A 16772-nucleotide genomic window follows, 5' to 3' on the forward strand; every position below is an offset into this window, starting at 1 on the left:
GACGCCCCGCCTCAGACGCAGGTCATGGGCGGGGCGTGCGGTCAGAGCGGGGCCCGTGAATTCGCCCGGATGGGCGGTGCGCGGGCGCGTCCCGGAGGGGAGCGGGAGGGGTCAGATGCGGACGCCGAACTGGAAGGGCATGTTGTCGATCGACTCGTACTTGACGCCGCCGCGCGGGTTGGAGGCGTGCAGGGTCATGTTGTTGCCCGCGTACAGGCCGACGTGGTGCAGGTCGCCGTAGAAGAAGACGAGGTCACCGGGCTGGAGCTGGCTCCGGCTGATGCGGGTGCCCTCGTTCGCCTGGGTGTAGGTGGTGCGGGTGACGGAGACCCCGGCCTGCTTGTACGCCCACTGCACCAGCCCGGAGCAGTCGAAGGCGCTGGGGCCCTCCGCGCCGGAGATGTAGGCGCTGCCCACCTTGGTCTTGGCGGCGGCGAGCGCGGCGCCGGCCCGGCCGGATGCGTTCGCGGGCGGGGCGACGGGGGAGCGTTCGGCCTCGCTGCGGCCGGCCCGGCCGGCCTTGGCCTCCTCGTCCTTGAGCTGTGCGCGGTCCTGCGCGGTCAGCGTGTTGAGGAGGGCCTGGGCCTCGGCGAGCTTGTCCTGGGAGGCCTTCTTCTTCTCGCCGAGCTCCTTGCGGGTGGCGTCGAGGTCGGCGAGCTTGCCCGCGGCCTCCTGGCGCTGCTGCGCGAGGGTGCGCTGCTTGGCCTGGATCTTGCCGATGGCGTCGACCTGCTTGCCGCTCAACTGCTGGAGCGTGGAGGCCTTGTCGAGGTAGGTCTCGGGGTCGGCGGAGAGGAAGAGTTCCACGGACTGGTCGAAGCCGCCGCCGCGGTACTGGGCGGTGGCCATCGAACCGAGCGTGTTGCGCAGGGTGTTGAGCTCGTCCTGGCCGCGGGCGACCTGGTCCTGGAGCTGCCCGATCTCCTTCTCCAGCTTCTCCTGGCGCTCCTTGGCCCCGTTGAACTTCTCGGTGGCCTGCTCGGCCTCCTCGTAGAGGCCGTCGACCTTGGTCTTGACCTCGTCCTTGTTCGGTTTGTCCGGGGCGGCCACGGCCGAGTGCGAGGAGAGGGCGACGGCCGCCGCGGCGGTCGCGGTGAGCACCGTCACGCGCGTGCGGGTCGGCTGCTTGGGTCGACGGTGGGACGCCACGGGGGCGAGCTCCTTCCTCGGACCGCCGAGGGGGAACGCACGCCCGGCGGGCACCTCCGCCGACACCCCGAATGGGTGACCTATCGCACGAAGGTGTGAGCAGACCCTAGTGACACGCCGGTGATCACTTCAAACGTCTGCACGGAAAAACCCCTTGCCCTGCCCGCATCTTTACCTACGGCCCACGCAGCGTGCCGGGGGACTGACGGTGCGTCCCCCTAGCGCCCCGTTAATTCCGGCATCGGGGGCAGTGGTTACGAAACGCGCGAAAGCCGCTTCAGCAGCAATGCGGACGTCACCGGCCGGGCTCCCGCCTTCGCGACCCCGTCCGCCACCTCCCGGTCGGTGGAGACCACGACCACCGGGCGGCCCGGCGGCTCGGCCCGTACCAGCTGGCGGATCAGCTCGTCCGCCGTCACCCCGGCCTTGGAGAACAGCACCCGCACCCCGCGCGGCGGCGCGAGCAGCACCGGCGCCGCGAGCTCCGCCCCGTCGAAGACGCAGGTCATCTCGGCGCCGGTCTGCGCGGCCAGCATCGACAGCCCGCCCAGCAGCCGCAGCCGCTGCTTCTCCAGCGGCATCGTCGGATAGCCGGTCTTGGTCACGTTGTAGCCGTCGACCACCAGATGGGCCTGGGGCAGCGCCAACAGCTGGTCCAGCAGCGCCGGATCGGTCTCCGACAGGGCCCGCGCCGCGATGTCCTTCGGCGTCATCCGGCCCGGCTCCACCGCGTCCACGGTGTCCGCCGGGCGGGTGTTCACGGGCGGCAGCGCCAGCTCGCGCCGCAGCCCGGCCGCCGCGTCCAGGACGGTGTCCAGCAGCAGCCGCAGCCGCATGTCCTCGATGCTGCGCCCCTCACGGGTGGCCCGGCGCGAGGTCTCCAGCGCCGACTCCACCTCCGCGAGGCGGGACTTGAGCCGCCGGGACTCGCTCTCGGCGGCCGCCACCTGCGCGGCGGCCTCCCCGCGGATCCCGTCGATCTCGGCGCCCACCTTGCGCAGGGCGGCCTCGCCCCGCTTGACGTCGCTCAGGGCGCTGCGCAGTTTGCGCTGAAGCGATTCCGCTTCCTTGCGGGCCGCTTCGAGCTCGGCGCGCACCTGCTCGCCGCCCGCCCGCTGCAGTTCCCGTACCTGCGCCAGCTCCTCGCGCAGCCGCTCCAGCTCGCGCCGGGTCTCGTCGCCCACCCGCTCGGCGTCGGCGCGCTGCGCCTCCTCGCCCGCGGACGCGACCAGCTTGACCCAGCCGGCCGGCCGCAGCACGTACGCGGCGGCCGCCACGTCCAGCGGGTCGGCCGCGGCGGGCGGCGCCCCCGACTCCAGCGCCCCGGCCAGCTCCGGCTGCGCCTCGCGCAGCTTCTCCGCGACCCTGCTGCGGAACACGCCGTCCGTCTCCACGGCCGCGGCCATGGCGTTGCCCGCGAACTTGGCGCGCCGGGTCGGGGTGAACCGGGCGTACTGGCGCAGCTGCGCCGGGAGGTCCGCGACCGTCAGTCCGCCGAAGGCGTCCGAGACGAGCGCGACGACCCGGCGCCGCACGCCTTCCGGCAGCGGGCGGTCGAGCGCCTCGGCGGCGTCGCCGGCCTCGTCGGCCGGCTCAGCGCCGCTTGCTGGCTCCACAATCCGTCACCCCTACCGTGATCTACTGTGGGCCCGGCTCCGTCAGGAGTCGGCGCCCGGCCTGTCCACGAGTTCGATCTGGTCCACCGCGTTGCACCAGCGGCAGCGGACCGACTCGATGGTCTCACTGACCACCTCGCGCTCCTCGACCTTGGGCTCCCCGGCGAGGTCCAGGTGGACGTACTCCACGACCTTCGACGAACGGGTGACGTCGAACCGCGTGAGGTTGCCGCACAGGGTGCAGCGCCACCGGGTGGTGTCGGTCGGCAGGGGAACCGTCATCAGGCCGCTCTCTCCTTCGTAGCTCATTCAATTAAAGCCCGTGCTGCGGTCCGCGGACCGCAGCACGTAACCCTACGGCCTGGCACCACCCTCAGGGGGGCTCACCTGCGTCATGCTCTGTCGCATGATCGTAAGGTGGCGGACCGTCCGCGAGGCCGCCCGGGGCCCGGTGGTCACGTACGCGCTGATCGCCGGCTGCTGCGTGGCGTTCGTCCTCAGCCCCGCCTCGGGCCTGAACCCGTCCTACGGGACGGGCGAGCGGCTGCTGGTGACGGGGACGGCGTACTTCCGGCACTGGGGCGTGGTCCCGGACGAGCTCTTCTCCGGGGCGGGACGGCCCCTGTTCACCCCGCTGACGGCGCTCTTCGTCCACGGCAGCTGGCTGCACCTGCTGGGGAACATGCTGTTCCTCTACGTGTTCGGGGCGATGACGGAGGAGCGGATGGGCCGCGCGCCCTTCCTCGTCTTCTACGTCTGCACGGGATACCTCGCCCTGGCCGCGTACGCGGCGGCCAACGCGTCCTCGGACCAGACCCTGGTCGGGGCGTCCGGCGCGATCTCGGCGGTCCTGGGCGCCTTCCTGTGCCTGTTCCCGCAGGCCCGGGTGACGAGCCTGTTCCCGTTCCTGCTGTTCCTGCCGCTGCGCTTCCCCGCGTGGATCGTGCTGCTCTTCTGGTTCGGGCTCCAGTGGCTGGCGGCGCACCGCGCGGGGAGCGGCCCCGGAGTCGCCTACCTGGCCCACGTGGTGGGCTTCTCGCTCGGCTTCCTCTACGCGTGGGCCCGTTATCGGCGTACGACTAGAGTGAGGCGACCAGTGACTGCCGGCGAGGGAGACAGCCAACCGTGATCACCGCGATCGTGCTCATCAAGACCAGCGTGGACCGCATCCCCGAGATCGCCGAGTCCATCGCGCAGCTGGACAGCGTCAGCGAGGTCTACTCCGTCACGGGAACGTACGACCTGATCGCGCTGGTCCGCGTGGCCCGCCACGAGAACCTCGCGGACATCATCCCGGGCCGCATCAGCAAGATCCCGGGCGTCGAGGCGACGGACACGCACGTCGCGTTCCGCACCTACTCCCAGCACGACCTGGAAGCGGCGTTCGCGATCGGCCTCGACGCGTAGCGCCCGCCGGCCGCTGGTGCCGGCCGTCAGACGGCCGGGACGCAGCGGCCCTCTTCGGTGCGGTACTGCCACTTGGCGCCGTCCGCGACGAGTTCCCGCACCGCGCGGACGAAGCGCTCCACGTGCTCGTCGGGGGTGCCGGCGCCGAAGCTGACGCGGATGGCGTTCAGCGAACGCTCCCCCGGCGCCGCCTCGGGGGCACCGCACTCCCCCGGCTCCTGCGGCTCGCTGCCCAGCAGCGTGCGCACCAGCGGGTGGGCGCAGAAGAGTCCGTCGCGCACCCCGATGCCGTACTCGGCGGACAGGGCGGCCGCGAAGTGCGAACTGTTCCAGCCGTCGACCACGAACGAGATGACGCCGACGCGCGGGGCGTCGTCCCCGAAGAGGGACAGGACGCGGACCGCCGGGACCTCGGCCAGGCCCTCGCGGACCGTGGCGATGAGGTGGCGCTCCCGGGCGACAAGGCCGTCGAAGCCCGCCTCGGTGAGGGCCTTGCAGGCGGAGGCGATGGAGTAGACGCCGATGACGTTCGGGGAGCCGGCCTCGTGGCGGGCGGCGGTGGTGTGCCACTCGACGTCGACGCCGCCGTCCTCGCGGCGGGCCACCTTGCGGGAGGCGCCTCCGCCGGCCAGGTACGGGTCGGCCTCCTGGAGCCAGTCCGCGCGGCCGGCGAGCACGCCCGAGCCGAAGGGGGCGTAGAGCTTGTGGCCGGAGAAGGCGACCCAGTCCACGTCCAGGTCGCGGACGGAGACGGGGTGGTGCGGGGCCAGCTGGGCGGCGTCGAGGACGATCCGCGCACCGTGGGCGTGCGCGGCGGCGGCGAGCTCCTTCACGGGCCACAGCTCACCGGTGACGTTGGACGCGCCGGTGACGCAGACCAGCGCGGGGCCGTACGGGTCGCGGTCGGCCAGGGCCCGCTCCAGGGTGGCGACGGCCTCGCCGGGGGTGCGGGGGGCGTTGAGGTAGGTGACCCGCGCGTCCGTCCAGGGCAGCAGCGAGGCGTGGTGCTCGGTCTCGAAGACGAAGACCTGGCAGCCGGCCGGGAGGACCGCGGCGAGCAGGTTGAGGGAGTCGGTGGTGGACCGGGTGAAGACCACCTGGTCCGAGGGCCGGCAGTCGAGGAACTCGGCGACCGTGACCCGGCTCTGCTCGAAGAGGTCCGTGGACAGCTGCGAGAGGTAGCCGGCGCCGCGGTGGACGCTGCCGTAGTACGGGGCGTACGCGGCCACGTCGTCCCAGACCCGCTGGAGCGCGGGGGCGCTGGCCGCGTAGTCCAGGGCGGCGTAGGTGACCTCACCGCCGGTCACGAGCGGGACGGTGACGTCCCGGCCGAGCACGGCCAGCGGCTCGGCACAGGCGGGGCCCCCGGCGGTGGCGGCGTCGGTGGCGGCGGTGGCGGCGGCGGTGTTCAGGGATGCGGACATGGCGGTATCTCCCGGCAGGCAGGGCTGAATGGCTTCGGTGTGCCCGTACGCGGGTACGGCTCTGCGGCCGTCCGGGGTACGGGAAAGCCCTCGGAGTGACGCGGGGCGCACGGAAGCGGACCCGGTCCGAGGGGTGAAGTGGGGGCGGAGTCGCCCTATCGCATTCGCTTGCTCACGGAAAACGCTCCTCGAGAGACCAGGACCCCTGGTGTCGAGGGATCCGCGCTTGCCGTAGACCTCGCTGCCTACGGCCTGGTCATCACCCGGGGCACCCCGCCACGGAAGGAGGGTTGCCGGACAGCAAGCCGGGGCCTAAACGCTGTCACTCGTGACCTGGGCAGAATCCTGCCACACGATCTCCCGTGCGCAAGACCCCGGTCCACGATGCGGACCGGGGTCTTGGCCGAAACGGGTGGGGCTCAGGCGTTGCTGGCGGCCACCCAGCGGTCCAGGGCGGCCCGCGCCGCACCCGAGTCGATGGACTCGGCCGCCCGGGTCACGCCGGCCGCGAGCTGCTCCTCCAGGGAGCCCGTCCCCGGGTCCAGCGCGACCAGGGCGGCGGCCGAGTTCAGCAGTACGGCGTCACGGACGGGGCCGCTCTCGCCCGCCAGCAGCCGGCGGGCCACATCGGCGTTGTACGAGGCGTCCTCGCCCCGCAGCTGCGACACGTCGACGAGCGGGATCCCGATGTCGCGCGGGTCGAACGTCGACTCGGTCACCGAACCGTCCCGGACCCACCACACGCGCGAGGTGGCCGTGGTGGTCAGCTCGTCGAGGCCGTCGTCGCCGCGGAACACCAGCGCGGACGAGCCCCGCTCGGCCAGCACCCCCGCCATGATGGGGGCCACCCGCGGATCGGCCACGCCCGTCGCCTGGGCCCGCACCTTGGCCGGGTTGGTCAGGGGACCGAGGAAGTTGAAGGTCGTCCGGATGCCCAGCTCCTTGCGGGCGGCCGCCACGTGCCGCAGCGCCGGGTGGAACTTCACCGCGAAGCAGAGGGTGATCCCGGCCTCCTCGACGACCTCCACCACCCGGGCGGGGGTGAGGTCGAGGTTGACGCCGAGCTTCTCCAGCACGTCGGAGGAACCGCTCGCGGAGGACGCCGCCCGGTTGCCGTGCTTGACGACCTTCGCGCCCGTGCCGGCCACCACGATCGCCGACATGGTCGAGATGTTGACCGTCTTGGCGCCGTCGCCGCCGGTGCCGACGATGTCCACCGTCCGGCCCGCCACCTCGATCAGGTTGGCGTGTTCGTACATGGCGCGCACCATGCCGTTGATCTCCGCGACGGTCTCCCCCTTGGCCCGCAGCGCGACCACGAAGCCGGCGATCTGCGCGTCGGTGGCCTCGCCCCGCATGATCCGTTCCATCGCCCAGGCGGTGTCGTCCGCACCGAGGTTCCGGCCGGTCAGCAGGGCGTCGAGGACGCCCGGCCAGCCACGGGCCGCCACGCTGTCGCCGCCTGCCGGGGTCACAACGTTCATGGTCCGCTCCTGCTGCTCATCGGGATACCACGGGGGAATGGGAAGGAGACCAGCCTATCCAGCCCCGGAGACGGCAAAGAGCCCCGTCCAGACACTGGACGGGGCTCTCGCCGTGGCGACACCAGGATTGACCGAAATCAATCCCTCAAGCGGTCATGCCGGAGATCAGTGGTGGCCGTGGCCGCTCTGGATCTCCTTGTACTCCTCGACCGTGGGCTTCGGAATCTGGTTGCCCTCGGCGTAGAAGCCCTTGCTGAGCTTCGCGCGCAGCTTCTCGGTGGCCTTCACCTTGCGCTCGACGCCGTTCTCGTCGACCGTCGGGCCGATCTCGATCGGCTCGTAGGTGGTGTACGAGGTGAGCGTGTGCAGCTTGCCCTGCGAGAGCGGCTCGTGGATCTCGACGAACTCACCGTGCGGCAGGCGCTTGATGATGCCGGTCTCGCGACCGTGCAGCACCTTGTCCCGGTCCCGGCGCTGGAGGCCGAGGCAGATCCGCTTGGTGGCGATGAACGCGAGCACCGGGACGACGAAGAAGCCGATCCGGACGAACCAGGTGATCGAGTTGATCGACAGGTGGAAGTACTGGGCGAACATGTCGTTGCCGCCGCCGATGAGGAGCACGATGTACTCCGCGATCCAGGCGACACCGAAGGCCGTACGGGTCGGGACGTTGCGCGGGCGGTCCAGGATGTGGTGCTCGCGCTTGTCCCCGGTGACCCAGGACTCGATGAACGGCCAGACGGCGATGGCGCCCAGCACCAGCGGGAAGAGCACCAGCGGGATGAACACGCCCAGGACGAGCGTGTGGCCCCACAGGTTGATCTCCCAGCCCGGCATGGCTCGGATCAGGCCTTCCGGCATACCCATGTACCAGTCGGGCTGCGCACCGGTGGACACGTGGTCCGGGCGGTACGGGCCGAGGGCCCAGATCGGGTTGATCGAGGCGATCGCGGCGACGGCCGAGATGACACCGAAGACCAGGAAGAAGAAGCCTCCGGCCTTGGCCATGTAGACCGGCAGCAGCGGCATGCCGACGACGTTGTTGTTCGTCTTGCCGGGACCCGCGAACTGGGTGTGCTTGTGGAAGAACACCAGGATCAGGTGGGCGACCAGCAGGCCCATCATGATGCCGGGCAGCAGCAGGATGTGCACCGAGTAGAACCGGGCGACGAAGTCGCCGCCGGGGAACTCGCCGCCGAACAGGAACATCGACAGGTAGGTGCCGACGACCGGGACGGACAGGATCGCGCCCTGCATGAAGCGGACACCGGTGCCCGAGAGCAGGTCGTCCGGCAGGGAGTAACCGGTGAATCCGGTGAACATGCCGAGGACCAGCAGCAGGAAGCCGAAGATCCAGTTGACCTCACGCGGCTTGCGGAACGCACCGGTGAAGAAGACGCGCATCATGTGCACGACCATGGCCGCGACGAAGATCAGCGCCGCCCAGTGGTGGATCTGCCGGATGAGCAGACCGCCGCGGACGTCGAAGCTGATGTCCAGGGTCGAGGCGAAGGCCTCGGACATCATGACGCCCTGCATCGGCACGTACGAGCCGTGGTACTCCACCTCGTTCATGCTCGGGTGGAAGAACAGCGTCAGGTACACACCCGTGAGGATGATGATGATGAAGCTGTAGAGGCAGATCTCACCCAGCATGAAGGACCAGTGGTCCGGGAAGATCTTGCGCATGTTGGCCTTGGCGAGGCCGTAGATGCCCAGGCGGCCGTCCGCCCAGTCCGCCACGCGCTCGCCGGCGGGCGCTTTGCGCCCCGTCTTGTTGTCTGTGGCAGTGCTCATCCGCGCTCCCAGAATGCAGGCCCGACGGGCTCTTCGAAGTCGCCGTGCGCTTCGAGGAAGCCTTCGTCATTCACGCCGATCCGCAGCTGCGGAAGCGCGTGACCGGCCGGGCCGAAGATGACTCGGGCGCCGTCGGAGAGGTCGAAGGTGGACTGGTGGCACGGGCAGAGCACGTGGTGCGTCTGCTGCTCGTACAGGCTGATCGGGCAGCCGACGTGGGTGCAGATCTTGGAGAAGGCCACGATGCCCTCGTGGGACCACTCCAGCTCCTGCTTGTCCTTGATGTCGTCCGGCTGGATGCGGACGATCATCAGGGCGGCCTTGGCGATCTGGACCTGGAAGTCGTGGGCGTGCTCGTCCAGACCCTCGGGCATCGCGAAGGTCAGCGAACCGACCAGGACGTCCTCCGGACGCAGCGGCTCCATCGTGTTCTGGTTGATGAGCAGCTTGCCCTTGGCCCACATGGTCTTGCGGAGCTTGTCCTCCGGCAGGGGACCGAGGTCGCGCATGATCACGAGCGCGGAGAGCGGCAGCATGGCCAGCGCACCGAGCAGCGTGTTGCGGATCAGGGGGCGGCGGGCGATGCCGGACTCGTTCGCACCATCGGCGAAGTCCTGCATGACCTGCGCCTTGACCTCCGGCGGAGCGGCGATCTCGTGGCGCTCGGCGGCGACCTCGACGTCGGACATCAGGGTGCGGGCCCAGTGGACCGCACCCGCGCCGATGCAGAAGAGCGCCGTGCCCAGGGTCAGACCGAGCGCGAAGTTCAGCGCGCTCACCTTCCCGACCGGGAAGATGTAGACGATCTTGTCGACCGGGAAGATCACGTACGAGGCGATGAAGCCGATCGTGGCCAGCATCGACAGCGTGAACAGCATCGCGACGGTGCGCTCGGAGCGCTTCGCCGCCCGCTCGTCGATGTCCTGGATACGGGGCTTGTGGACCGGCAGGCCCGGGTCGGCGAACGGGTCGTCCGCGACCGCCACACCACCGTGGTGCGCGTCGCCCTGCTCGCTCGGCAGGTGCTTCTCTTCGGGAATGTCTTGGCTACTCATGACTTCTTGGCCTTAGCGGTGTGGGCCGCGACCCAGACGGCGACAGCGATCAGCGCACCCAGACCGAAGATCCAGCCGAACAGACCCTCGGAGACGGGGCCGAGGCCACCGAGCTTGAGGCCACCGGGGCTGGTCGACTTCTCGCCGTTGACGTTCTGGAGGTACGCGATGATGTCCTTCTTCTCCTTCTCCGGCATGGTGCTGTCCGGGAAGGAGGGCATGTTCTGCGGGCCGGTGAGCATGGCCTCGTAGATGTGCTTCGGCGAGACGTCCTCGAGGTTCGGGGCGTACTTGCCGTTCGTCAGCGCGCCGCCCTCGCCGGTGAAGTTGTGACACTGCGCGCAGTTGTTGCGGAACAGCTCACCACCCTTGGCGATGTCGGCATCAGCCGGGTCGTACTGCTTCGCGACGGGCGTGATCGGGCCGGCGCCGAGCGAAGCGATGTACGCCGCGAGCTGGTCGATCTGGGCCTGCGAGTAGATGGCGGGCTTCTTCGGCACCTGGGCGCCGGGCTGCTGGGCGGGCATGCGGCCCGTGCTCACCTGGAAGTCGACGGCCGCGGAGCCGACGCCGACCAGGCTGGGGCCGTCAGTGGAACCCTGACCGCCGGTACCGTGGCAGCTTGCGCAGCCCACGGCGTAGAGCTTCTGGCCCTCCTCGATGGCGAGGGACTGGGCGGTTTCGTCGGCCTGCGCCTTGCCCGCGGGCGCGAAGGCGGCGTACAGCCCCCCAGTGACCGCCAGCGCGAAGAGTAGAACGACGACCGCCGCCAGCGGATGGCGTCGTCGTGCGGAGAGCTTTTTCACGGATTACCCCGGTGTCAGGATCTTCTGCGTCGGTGTTTCTGGATGGAGTGCCGAGCGCTGGGGCCCGGCGACGTGTTCGCTACTTGATCAGGTAGATCGTGGCGAAGAGGCCGATCCAGACGACATCGACGAAGTGCCAGTAGTAGGACACGACGATGGCCGACGTGGCCTGTTCGTGGGTGAACCTCTTGGCCGCGTACGTCCGGCCGAGGACCAGCAGGAAGGCGATGAGACCGCCCGTCACGTGCAGACCGTGGAAGCCGGTGGTCAGGTAGAAGACCGAGCCGTACGGTCCGGACGAGAGGGACATCCCCTCGTGCTTGACCAGCTCGGTGTACTCGAACACCTGGCCGCCAATGAAGATCGCACCCATGACGAACGTGATGATGAACCACGTCCGGAGCTTCTTCACGTCACCGCGCTCGGCGGCGAAGACGCCGAGCTGGCAGGTGAGCGAGGAGAGCACCAGGATCGTTGTGTTCGTCGCCGAGAAGGGCAGATTCAAGGCCGAAGCCTGCTCTGTCCAGTACTCGGCACCCGTCACGGATCGCAGGGTGAAGTACATCGCGAAGAGGGCCGCGAAGAACATCAGCTCGGAACTCAACCAGATGATGGTTCCGACGCTGACGAGGTTCGGCCGGTTGACCGTCGGGTGCGCGTGCCCGGTATCTACTGTCGTTGCTGTCGCCACGACCGACATTATGTCGGTCGCTTATCCCGCCCTCACCCCGGGGGGTGCCGTTCGGAGTGTCAGGGGCGTGTGCAAGGCCCGAACGGCCCATCAGATCGTCCTTCCGGCGTCTCGGGCGGGGCTGTGCGAACCGATGTTGACAGCGGGTCGGACGGAGTAGCATCCCGCGCATCATCAGCGTGATTCACGGACACGTGGAGGAACGAAATGCGGGCGACTGCGCGGGTTCTGGTCTACAGCGACGACGCGGGCACCCGGGAGCAGGTGCGGCTGGCGGCCGGGCGCAGGCCGGCGGCGGACCTGCCCCCGGTGGAGTTCCTGGAGTGCGCGACGCTTCCGGCGGTCCTGACGGCGCTGGACGAGGGCGGCATCGACGTGTGCGTGCTGGACGGCGAGGCGGTTCCGGCCGGGGGCATGGGCGTGTGCCGGCAGATCAAGGACGAGATCTTCCGGTGTCCCCCGGTGCTGTTGCTGATGGGGCGTCCGCAGGACGCCTGGCTGGCCACGTGGAGCCGCGCGGACGCCGCGGTCACCCTTCCGGTGGATCCTGTCGACTTCCCCGAGGTCCTGGCGGGTCTCCTGCGCCCGCGGCTGTCCCTGGACGCCTAGCAGGGGCCCCAGAGGGCCCCTAAGGCCCCGAACGGCCCACGGGCGCCCGTACGGACGCCCGTGGGCCGCTGTGGGCCCGTACTAGACGGTCGGGCGGAGGCGGGCCTGGTCGATGGGGCTGCGGCCCTCCTGGGTGCCCTTGAGGAGGGCACTGCCCTCCCTCCAGTCCTTCCAGTCCATGTTCCAGTCGCCGAAGCCGTTGCCGAAGATGTCCATGTCGTCGCCGATGCTGTTGATCACCTTGACGATGTCGCCCTCGGTGATGTTCTCGTAGAACCAGGCGGCGTTGCCGGTGCTCATGCCGGTGCAGCCGTGGCTGACGTTGGCGACGCCGTGGGAGTCGACCGACCACGGTGCGGCGTGCACGTATTCACCACTCCAGGTGACACGGGTCGCCCAGTAGACGGGCAGGTTGTAGTACTCGCTGCCGCCGATGCCGACGGTGTCACCGCGCATCTGGACGTAGTACTGCTTGCCGAGCACCACCTTGATGCCGTTGCGGGTGGAGAAGCCGGGCTTGCCCGTGGTCACCGGGAGGGTGGTGACCACCTCTCCGTTCCGGCGGAACGTCATGTAGTGCGAGGAGGCGTCGGTGGTGACCTCCACCCGGTCGCCGAAGTCGATCTTCAGCGGCTTCGAGGCGGCGCCGTGGAGCTCGTCGGAGACGCGGACGCCCTCCAGGTTGCTCCGTACGGTGACGCTGGTGTTGGCGGGCCAGTAGTCCTTGGGCCGGTAGTGGAGGTTCTTGTCGTCGATCCAGTGCCAGGCGCCCTCGGTGCCGGCGGCCGCGTCGACGACCAGGGCCCGTTCCACGACGGCACGGGCCGCCTTGTCCTTGACGGGTTCGTTGAGCTCGGCCGTGATGGGCTGCCCGACGCCGTACTTGCCCTCGTCCGGGCCGAACTCGACCTTGAGGACCTTGTCGGCCGGTGTGGTGTCGAAAGCCAGCGTGCGCTGCCCCGGAGCGCCCTTCTGGTTCTCGGTGCTCACGGTGACGGCGTAGTGGACGCCCGCGGCCATCGGGGTGGTGCTGTGCCAGCGGTCCCCCTTGGCGGAGAGTTCGCCCGCCAGACGGCGTCCGTGGGTGTCCACGACCGTCACGTCGGTGATCCGGGACTCGGCTCCCTTGACGGTGACTTCCAGGGGCTTGTCCGGATCGGCGGGACGGCCGCCGGAGGCCTGGTTGAAGGCAACGTGGTCGCCCGCGTCGTACGGGCGGGCTGACAGCGGGTTCTTCTCGCCGGACCCGCATGCGGTGGCGCCGGCCCCGAGGGACGCGACCAGCAGGGAGCAGCTGAGTACCGTCCAAAGACGCGGTGAGTGCTTCATGGAGCCAACGCTATGAAGATATGACAATTACGGCGCGCGGGGTGACTGCAAACGAGGGGCCCGGACTCCTCCGAAGAGGTGTCCGGGCCCCAAGTGCGCGGTCGGGCCGCGAGGTCCTGCTGGTGCTGCCCTGCTGGTGCTGTCCTACTGGTTCTGGTTCTCACCGCGGTAGTACTCGTACACCCAGCCCCACAGGCCGATCAGGATGATCGGGGCCGAGAAGTACATGAGCCACCAGCCGAAGATGACGCCCATGAACGCGAGCGCGCCACCGATGGCGAGCGAGAGCGGCTGCCAGCTGTGCGGGGCGAAGAACCCCAGCTCGCCCGCCTCGTCGGCGACGTCGGCCTCCAGGTTGTCCTGGGCCATCTCGTCCACGCGCTTGGCCGTGAAGGCCAGGTAGTAGCCGATCATGACGCTCAGGCCGAAGGCCAGGAAGAGCGCGGTGGTGCCTACGGGCTCCTTCGACCACACGCCGTACACGACGGCCATGACCAGGATGAAGAAGGAGAGCCACAGGAACATCTTGCCCTGGATCTTCACTTGTCGGCCTCCTTGCCGCCGGTGACGGCCTTGGCGGCGACGCTGTGGTCCTCGAGGTGGTCGAGGGCCGCGATCTCAGGGTGGTGCAGGTCGAACGCCGGGGATTCGGAACGGATCCGCGGCAGGGTGAGGAAGTTGTGCCGCGGCGGCGGGCAGGAAGTCGCCCACTCGAGCGAACGGCCGTAGCCCCACGGGTCGTCGACCTCGATCTTCTTGCCGTACTTCGCCGTCTTCCAGACGTTGTACATGAAGGGCAGCATCGACAGGCCGAGCAGGAACGAGCTGATCGTGGAGATCGTGTTCAGCAGGGTGAACCCGTCGGCGGCCAGGTAGTCCGCGTAACGGCGCGCCATGCCCTCGGCGCCCAGCCAGTGCTGCACCAGGAAGGTGCCGTGGAAGCCGACGAACAGCGTCCAGAAGGTGATCTTTCCGAGGCGCTCGTCCAGCATCTTGCCGGTGAACTTCGGCCACCAGAAGTGGAATCCGGAGAACATCGCGAAGACCACGGTGCCGAAGATGACGTAGTGGAAGTGCGCGACGACGAAGTACGAGTCCGAGACGTGGAAGTCCATCGGGGGCGAGGCCAGGATGACGCCGGTCAGACCACCGAAGGTGAAGGTGATCAGGAAGCCGACGGCCCAGAGCATCGGGGTCTCGAAGGACAGCGAGCCCTTCCACATCGTGCCGATCCAGTTGAAGAACTTCACACCGGTCGGAACCGCGATGAGGAACGTCATGAAGGAGAAGAACGGCAGCAGCACACCGCCGGTGACGTACATGTGGTGGGCCCACACCGTCACCGAAAGACCGGCGATGGCGATGGTCGCCGCGATCAGACCGATGTAACCGAACATCGGCTTGCGCGAGAAGACCGGAATGACCTCGGAAATGATTCCGAAGAACGGCAGCGCGATGATGTACACCTCTGGGTGTCCGAAGAACCAGAAGAGGTGTTGCCACAGCAATGCGCCGCCATTGGCCGCGTCGAATACGTGCGAACCGAATTTGCGGTCGGCCTCCAGCGCGAAGAGCGCGGCGGCCAGCACCGGGAAGGCGAGCAGGACCAGGACACCGGTCAGCAGCACGTTCCAGGTGAAGATCGGCATGCGGAACATCGTCATGCCGGGCGCGCGCATGCAGATGATCGTGGTGATGAAGTTGACCGAACCGAGGATCGTGCCGAAGCCGGAGAAGGCCAGACCCATGATCCACATGTCGGCGCCGATACCCGGCGAACGGACGGCGTCCGACAGCGGGGAGTAGGCGAACCAGCCGAAGTCGGCGGCACCCGAGGGGGTGACGAAGCCGGCCACCGCGATGGTCGAACCGAAGAGGTACAGCCAGTACGCGAACATGTTCAGCCGCGGGAACGCCACGTCGGGCGCGCCGATCTGGAGCGGCATGATCCAGTTCGCGAAGCCCGCGAACAGCGGGGTGGCGAACATCAGCAGCATGATCGTGCCATGCATGGTGAACGCCTGGTTGAACTGTTCGTTCGACATGATCTGCGTGCCCGGACGGGCCAGCTCGGCGCGCATGAAGAGCGCCATGATCCCGCCGATGATGAAGAACACGAACGACGTGACCAGGTACATCGTGCCGATGGTCTTGTGGTCGGTGGTGGTGAGCCACTTCACGACGACATTGCCCGGCTGCTTGCGCCGTACCGGCAGCTCGTTCTCGTACGAGTCAGCTGCGGCGGCACCCTGAGATTCGTTGAGGATGCTCACAGTTTGTTCACTTCCGCATTCCGGGCCGGGTCAGTCTGCTGGATACCGGCCGGGAGGAAGCCGGTCTGCCCCTTCTCGGCCAGCTCCTTCAGGTGCGCCCGGTACTCCTCCGGCGAGACGACCTTCACGTTGAAGAGCATCCGGGAGTGGTCGACACCGCACAGCTCGGCACACTTGCCCATGAAGGTGCCTTCCTGGGACGGCGTGACCTCGAAGACGTTGGTGTGACCGGGGATCACGTCCTGCTTGAACAGGAAGGGGACCACCCAGAAGGAGTGGATGACGTCGTTCGACGACAGGATGAAGCGGACCTTCTCGCCCTTGGGCAGGTAGAGGGTCGGCCCCGGGTTGCCCGTCTCCGGGTTCCGGTCGCCGGGGACGCCCTTCTCGTAGACGCCTTCGGCGCCCGCCGGGAAGTCCTTGGTGAAGCGGTCCGGGATGGCGTCGAGCTCCTTGGGAACCTGCGTGGTCCCGAGCTTGCCCTCGCCGGCCTGCTTCGCCCGCTCGCGCGCGGCGGGGGTGCCCGCGTCGCCGTCGACGTTCTCGACGTAGTTGAAGCCCCAGCTCCACTGGAAGCCGATCACGTTGATCGTGTGCGCCGGCTTGGCGGAGAGGGACAGCAGCTTCGACTCGTCGCGCGCGGTGAAGTAGAAGAGCACCGAAACGATGATGAGCGGGACCACGGTGTACAGCGCCTCGATGGGCATGTTGTACCGGGTCTGCGCGGGGACCTCGATCTTCGTCCGGCTACGCCGGTGGAAGATGACGCTCCAGATGATCAGGCCCCAGACCAGGATGCCCGTGATGAGAGCAGCTGCCCACGACCCCTGCCACAGGGACAGGATGCGAGGCGCCTCCTCCGTGACCGGATAGGGCATTCCGAGGCGGGGGAAGTCTTGCCAGTTGTACGTGCAACCAGTGGCGGTCGCCAGGACCGCGCCCGCAGTCAGCGCCTGCAGCAGCTTCCGCCGCATCGGGCGCCGCGGCGAGCGGTCGGAGCCGTAGGGACTCACGTAGCGCCTTCCCGAGAGTCTCGGCCCGCGCGGCCGGCTGCGGCCGTGTTCGGGTCGGTCGCCGGCCCTGACGCAGGCAGGGGTTTGGATGTTTATGCGGACCAAACCCTACTGGACGC

16 protein-coding genes and 1 riboswitch are annotated in these 16772 nt (G+C 68.9%); of the genes, 3 read left to right on the forward strand and 13 right to left on the reverse strand.

From position 1 onward, the window contains the following. Nucleotides 1–111: 111 nt before the first annotated feature. The 3 genes from AC07B0_RS17250 to AC07B0_RS17260 all read right to left on the reverse strand — a co-directional run bounded on the left by AC07B0_RS17250 (nt 112) and on the right by AC07B0_RS17260 (nt 3047). Nucleotides 112–1149, reverse strand: coding sequence for a C40 family peptidase (locus AC07B0_RS17250; RefSeq protein ID WP_356878737.1), 1038 nt, complete (start codon nt 1147–1149; stop codon nt 112–114). 254 nt (nt 1150–1403) lie between these two features. Continuing rightward, the gene (locus AC07B0_RS17255) at nt 1404–2768 is read right to left on the reverse strand and encodes an NYN domain-containing protein (protein WP_356878847.1); all 1365 of its coding nucleotides are present in this window, start codon (nt 2766–2768) and stop codon (nt 1404–1406) included. Nucleotides 2769–2807: 39 nt separating this feature from the next. Continuing rightward, nucleotides 2808–3047, reverse strand: a complete 240-nt coding sequence (locus AC07B0_RS17260) for a hypothetical protein (protein ID WP_249771655.1) — start codon at nt 3045–3047, stop codon at nt 2808–2810. A 112-nt stretch (nt 3048–3159) separates the two neighbouring features. On the opposite strand from AC07B0_RS17260, the gene AC07B0_RS17265 reads away from it, so the two are divergent. Then, complete coding sequence (locus tag AC07B0_RS17265; RefSeq protein ID WP_478865520.1) at nt 3160–3894, forward strand: rhomboid family intramembrane serine protease; 735 nt, start codon at nt 3160–3162, stop codon at nt 3892–3894. Continuing rightward, nucleotides 3891–4172 (forward strand): Lrp/AsnC family transcriptional regulator, encoded by a 282-nt coding sequence (locus tag AC07B0_RS17270; protein ID WP_007263678.1) that lies wholly within the window; start codon nt 3891–3893, stop codon nt 4170–4172. The genes AC07B0_RS17265 and AC07B0_RS17270 overlap by 4 nt, the downstream gene beginning before the upstream one ends. Before the next feature lie 26 nt (nt 4173–4198). Here the strand turns inward: AC07B0_RS17270 and AC07B0_RS17275 are convergent, their stop codons facing one another. The 6 genes from AC07B0_RS17275 to ctaE all read right to left on the reverse strand — a co-directional run bounded on the left by AC07B0_RS17275 (nt 4199) and on the right by ctaE (nt 11438). Then, entirely contained in the window at nt 4199–5596 is a 1398-nt protein-coding gene (locus AC07B0_RS17275; protein ID WP_478898532.1) for an aminotransferase class V-fold PLP-dependent enzyme, read from the reverse strand. 217 nt (nt 5597–5813) lie between these two features. Beyond that, nucleotides 5814–5930, reverse strand: a riboswitch (SAM riboswitch). A gap of 85 nt (nt 5931–6015) precedes the next feature. Continuing rightward, nucleotides 6016–7080 (reverse strand): anthranilate phosphoribosyltransferase, encoded by a 1065-nt coding sequence (gene trpD / locus AC07B0_RS17280; RefSeq protein WP_478898533.1) that lies wholly within the window; start codon nt 7078–7080, stop codon nt 6016–6018. Between the two features lie 165 nt (nt 7081–7245). Then, nucleotides 7246–8877, reverse strand: a complete 1632-nt coding sequence (gene qcrB / locus AC07B0_RS17285; RefSeq protein ID WP_356878728.1) for a cytochrome bc1 complex cytochrome b subunit — start codon at nt 8875–8877, stop codon at nt 7246–7248. Beyond that, nucleotides 8874–9932, reverse strand: a complete 1059-nt coding sequence (gene qcrA / locus AC07B0_RS17290; RefSeq protein WP_356878726.1) for a cytochrome bc1 complex Rieske iron-sulfur subunit — start codon at nt 9930–9932, stop codon at nt 8874–8876. The genes qcrB and qcrA overlap by 4 nt, the downstream gene beginning before the upstream one ends. Further along, nucleotides 9929–10738 (reverse strand): cytochrome bc1 complex diheme cytochrome c subunit, encoded by an 810-nt coding sequence (gene qcrC / locus AC07B0_RS17295; protein ID WP_356878724.1) that lies wholly within the window; start codon nt 10736–10738, stop codon nt 9929–9931. Before qcrC ends, qcrA begins: the two co-directional genes overlap by 4 nt. A gap of 79 nt (nt 10739–10817) precedes the next feature. Further along, nucleotides 10818–11438, reverse strand: coding sequence for an aa3-type cytochrome oxidase subunit III (gene ctaE, locus AC07B0_RS17300; protein WP_008738823.1), 621 nt, complete (start codon nt 11436–11438; stop codon nt 10818–10820). A gap of 198 nt (nt 11439–11636) precedes the next feature. On the opposite strand from ctaE, the gene AC07B0_RS17305 reads away from it, so the two are divergent. After that, a complete protein-coding gene (locus tag AC07B0_RS17305) occupies nt 11637–12038 on the forward strand; it encodes a DNA-binding transcriptional response regulator (RefSeq protein WP_281204605.1) in 402 nt (133 codons plus the stop codon). Between the two features lie 81 nt (nt 12039–12119). Here AC07B0_RS17305 and AC07B0_RS17310 read toward each other — a convergent pair whose 3' ends face one another. The 4 genes from AC07B0_RS17310 to ctaC form a co-directional block, all read right to left on the reverse strand. After that, a complete protein-coding gene (locus AC07B0_RS17310) occupies nt 12120–13367 on the reverse strand; it encodes a L,D-transpeptidase (RefSeq protein WP_356878722.1) in 1248 nt (415 codons plus the stop codon). A gap of 144 nt (nt 13368–13511) precedes the next feature. Then, nucleotides 13512–13910 (reverse strand): cytochrome c oxidase subunit 4, encoded by a 399-nt coding sequence (locus AC07B0_RS17315; protein WP_356878720.1) that lies wholly within the window; start codon nt 13908–13910, stop codon nt 13512–13514. Further along, a complete protein-coding gene (ctaD, locus tag AC07B0_RS17320) occupies nt 13907–15640 on the reverse strand; it encodes an aa3-type cytochrome oxidase subunit I (protein ID WP_467291021.1) in 1734 nt (577 codons plus the stop codon). Before ctaD ends, AC07B0_RS17315 begins: the two co-directional genes overlap by 4 nt. Continuing rightward, entirely contained in the window at nt 15637–16653 is a 1017-nt protein-coding gene (ctaC, locus tag AC07B0_RS17325) for an aa3-type cytochrome oxidase subunit II (protein ID WP_356878716.1), read from the reverse strand. Before ctaC ends, ctaD begins: the two co-directional genes overlap by 4 nt. Nucleotides 16654–16772 lie beyond the last annotated feature (119 nt).

The sequence above is a fragment of the Streptomyces sp. NPDC044704 genome (assembly GCF_056433525.1).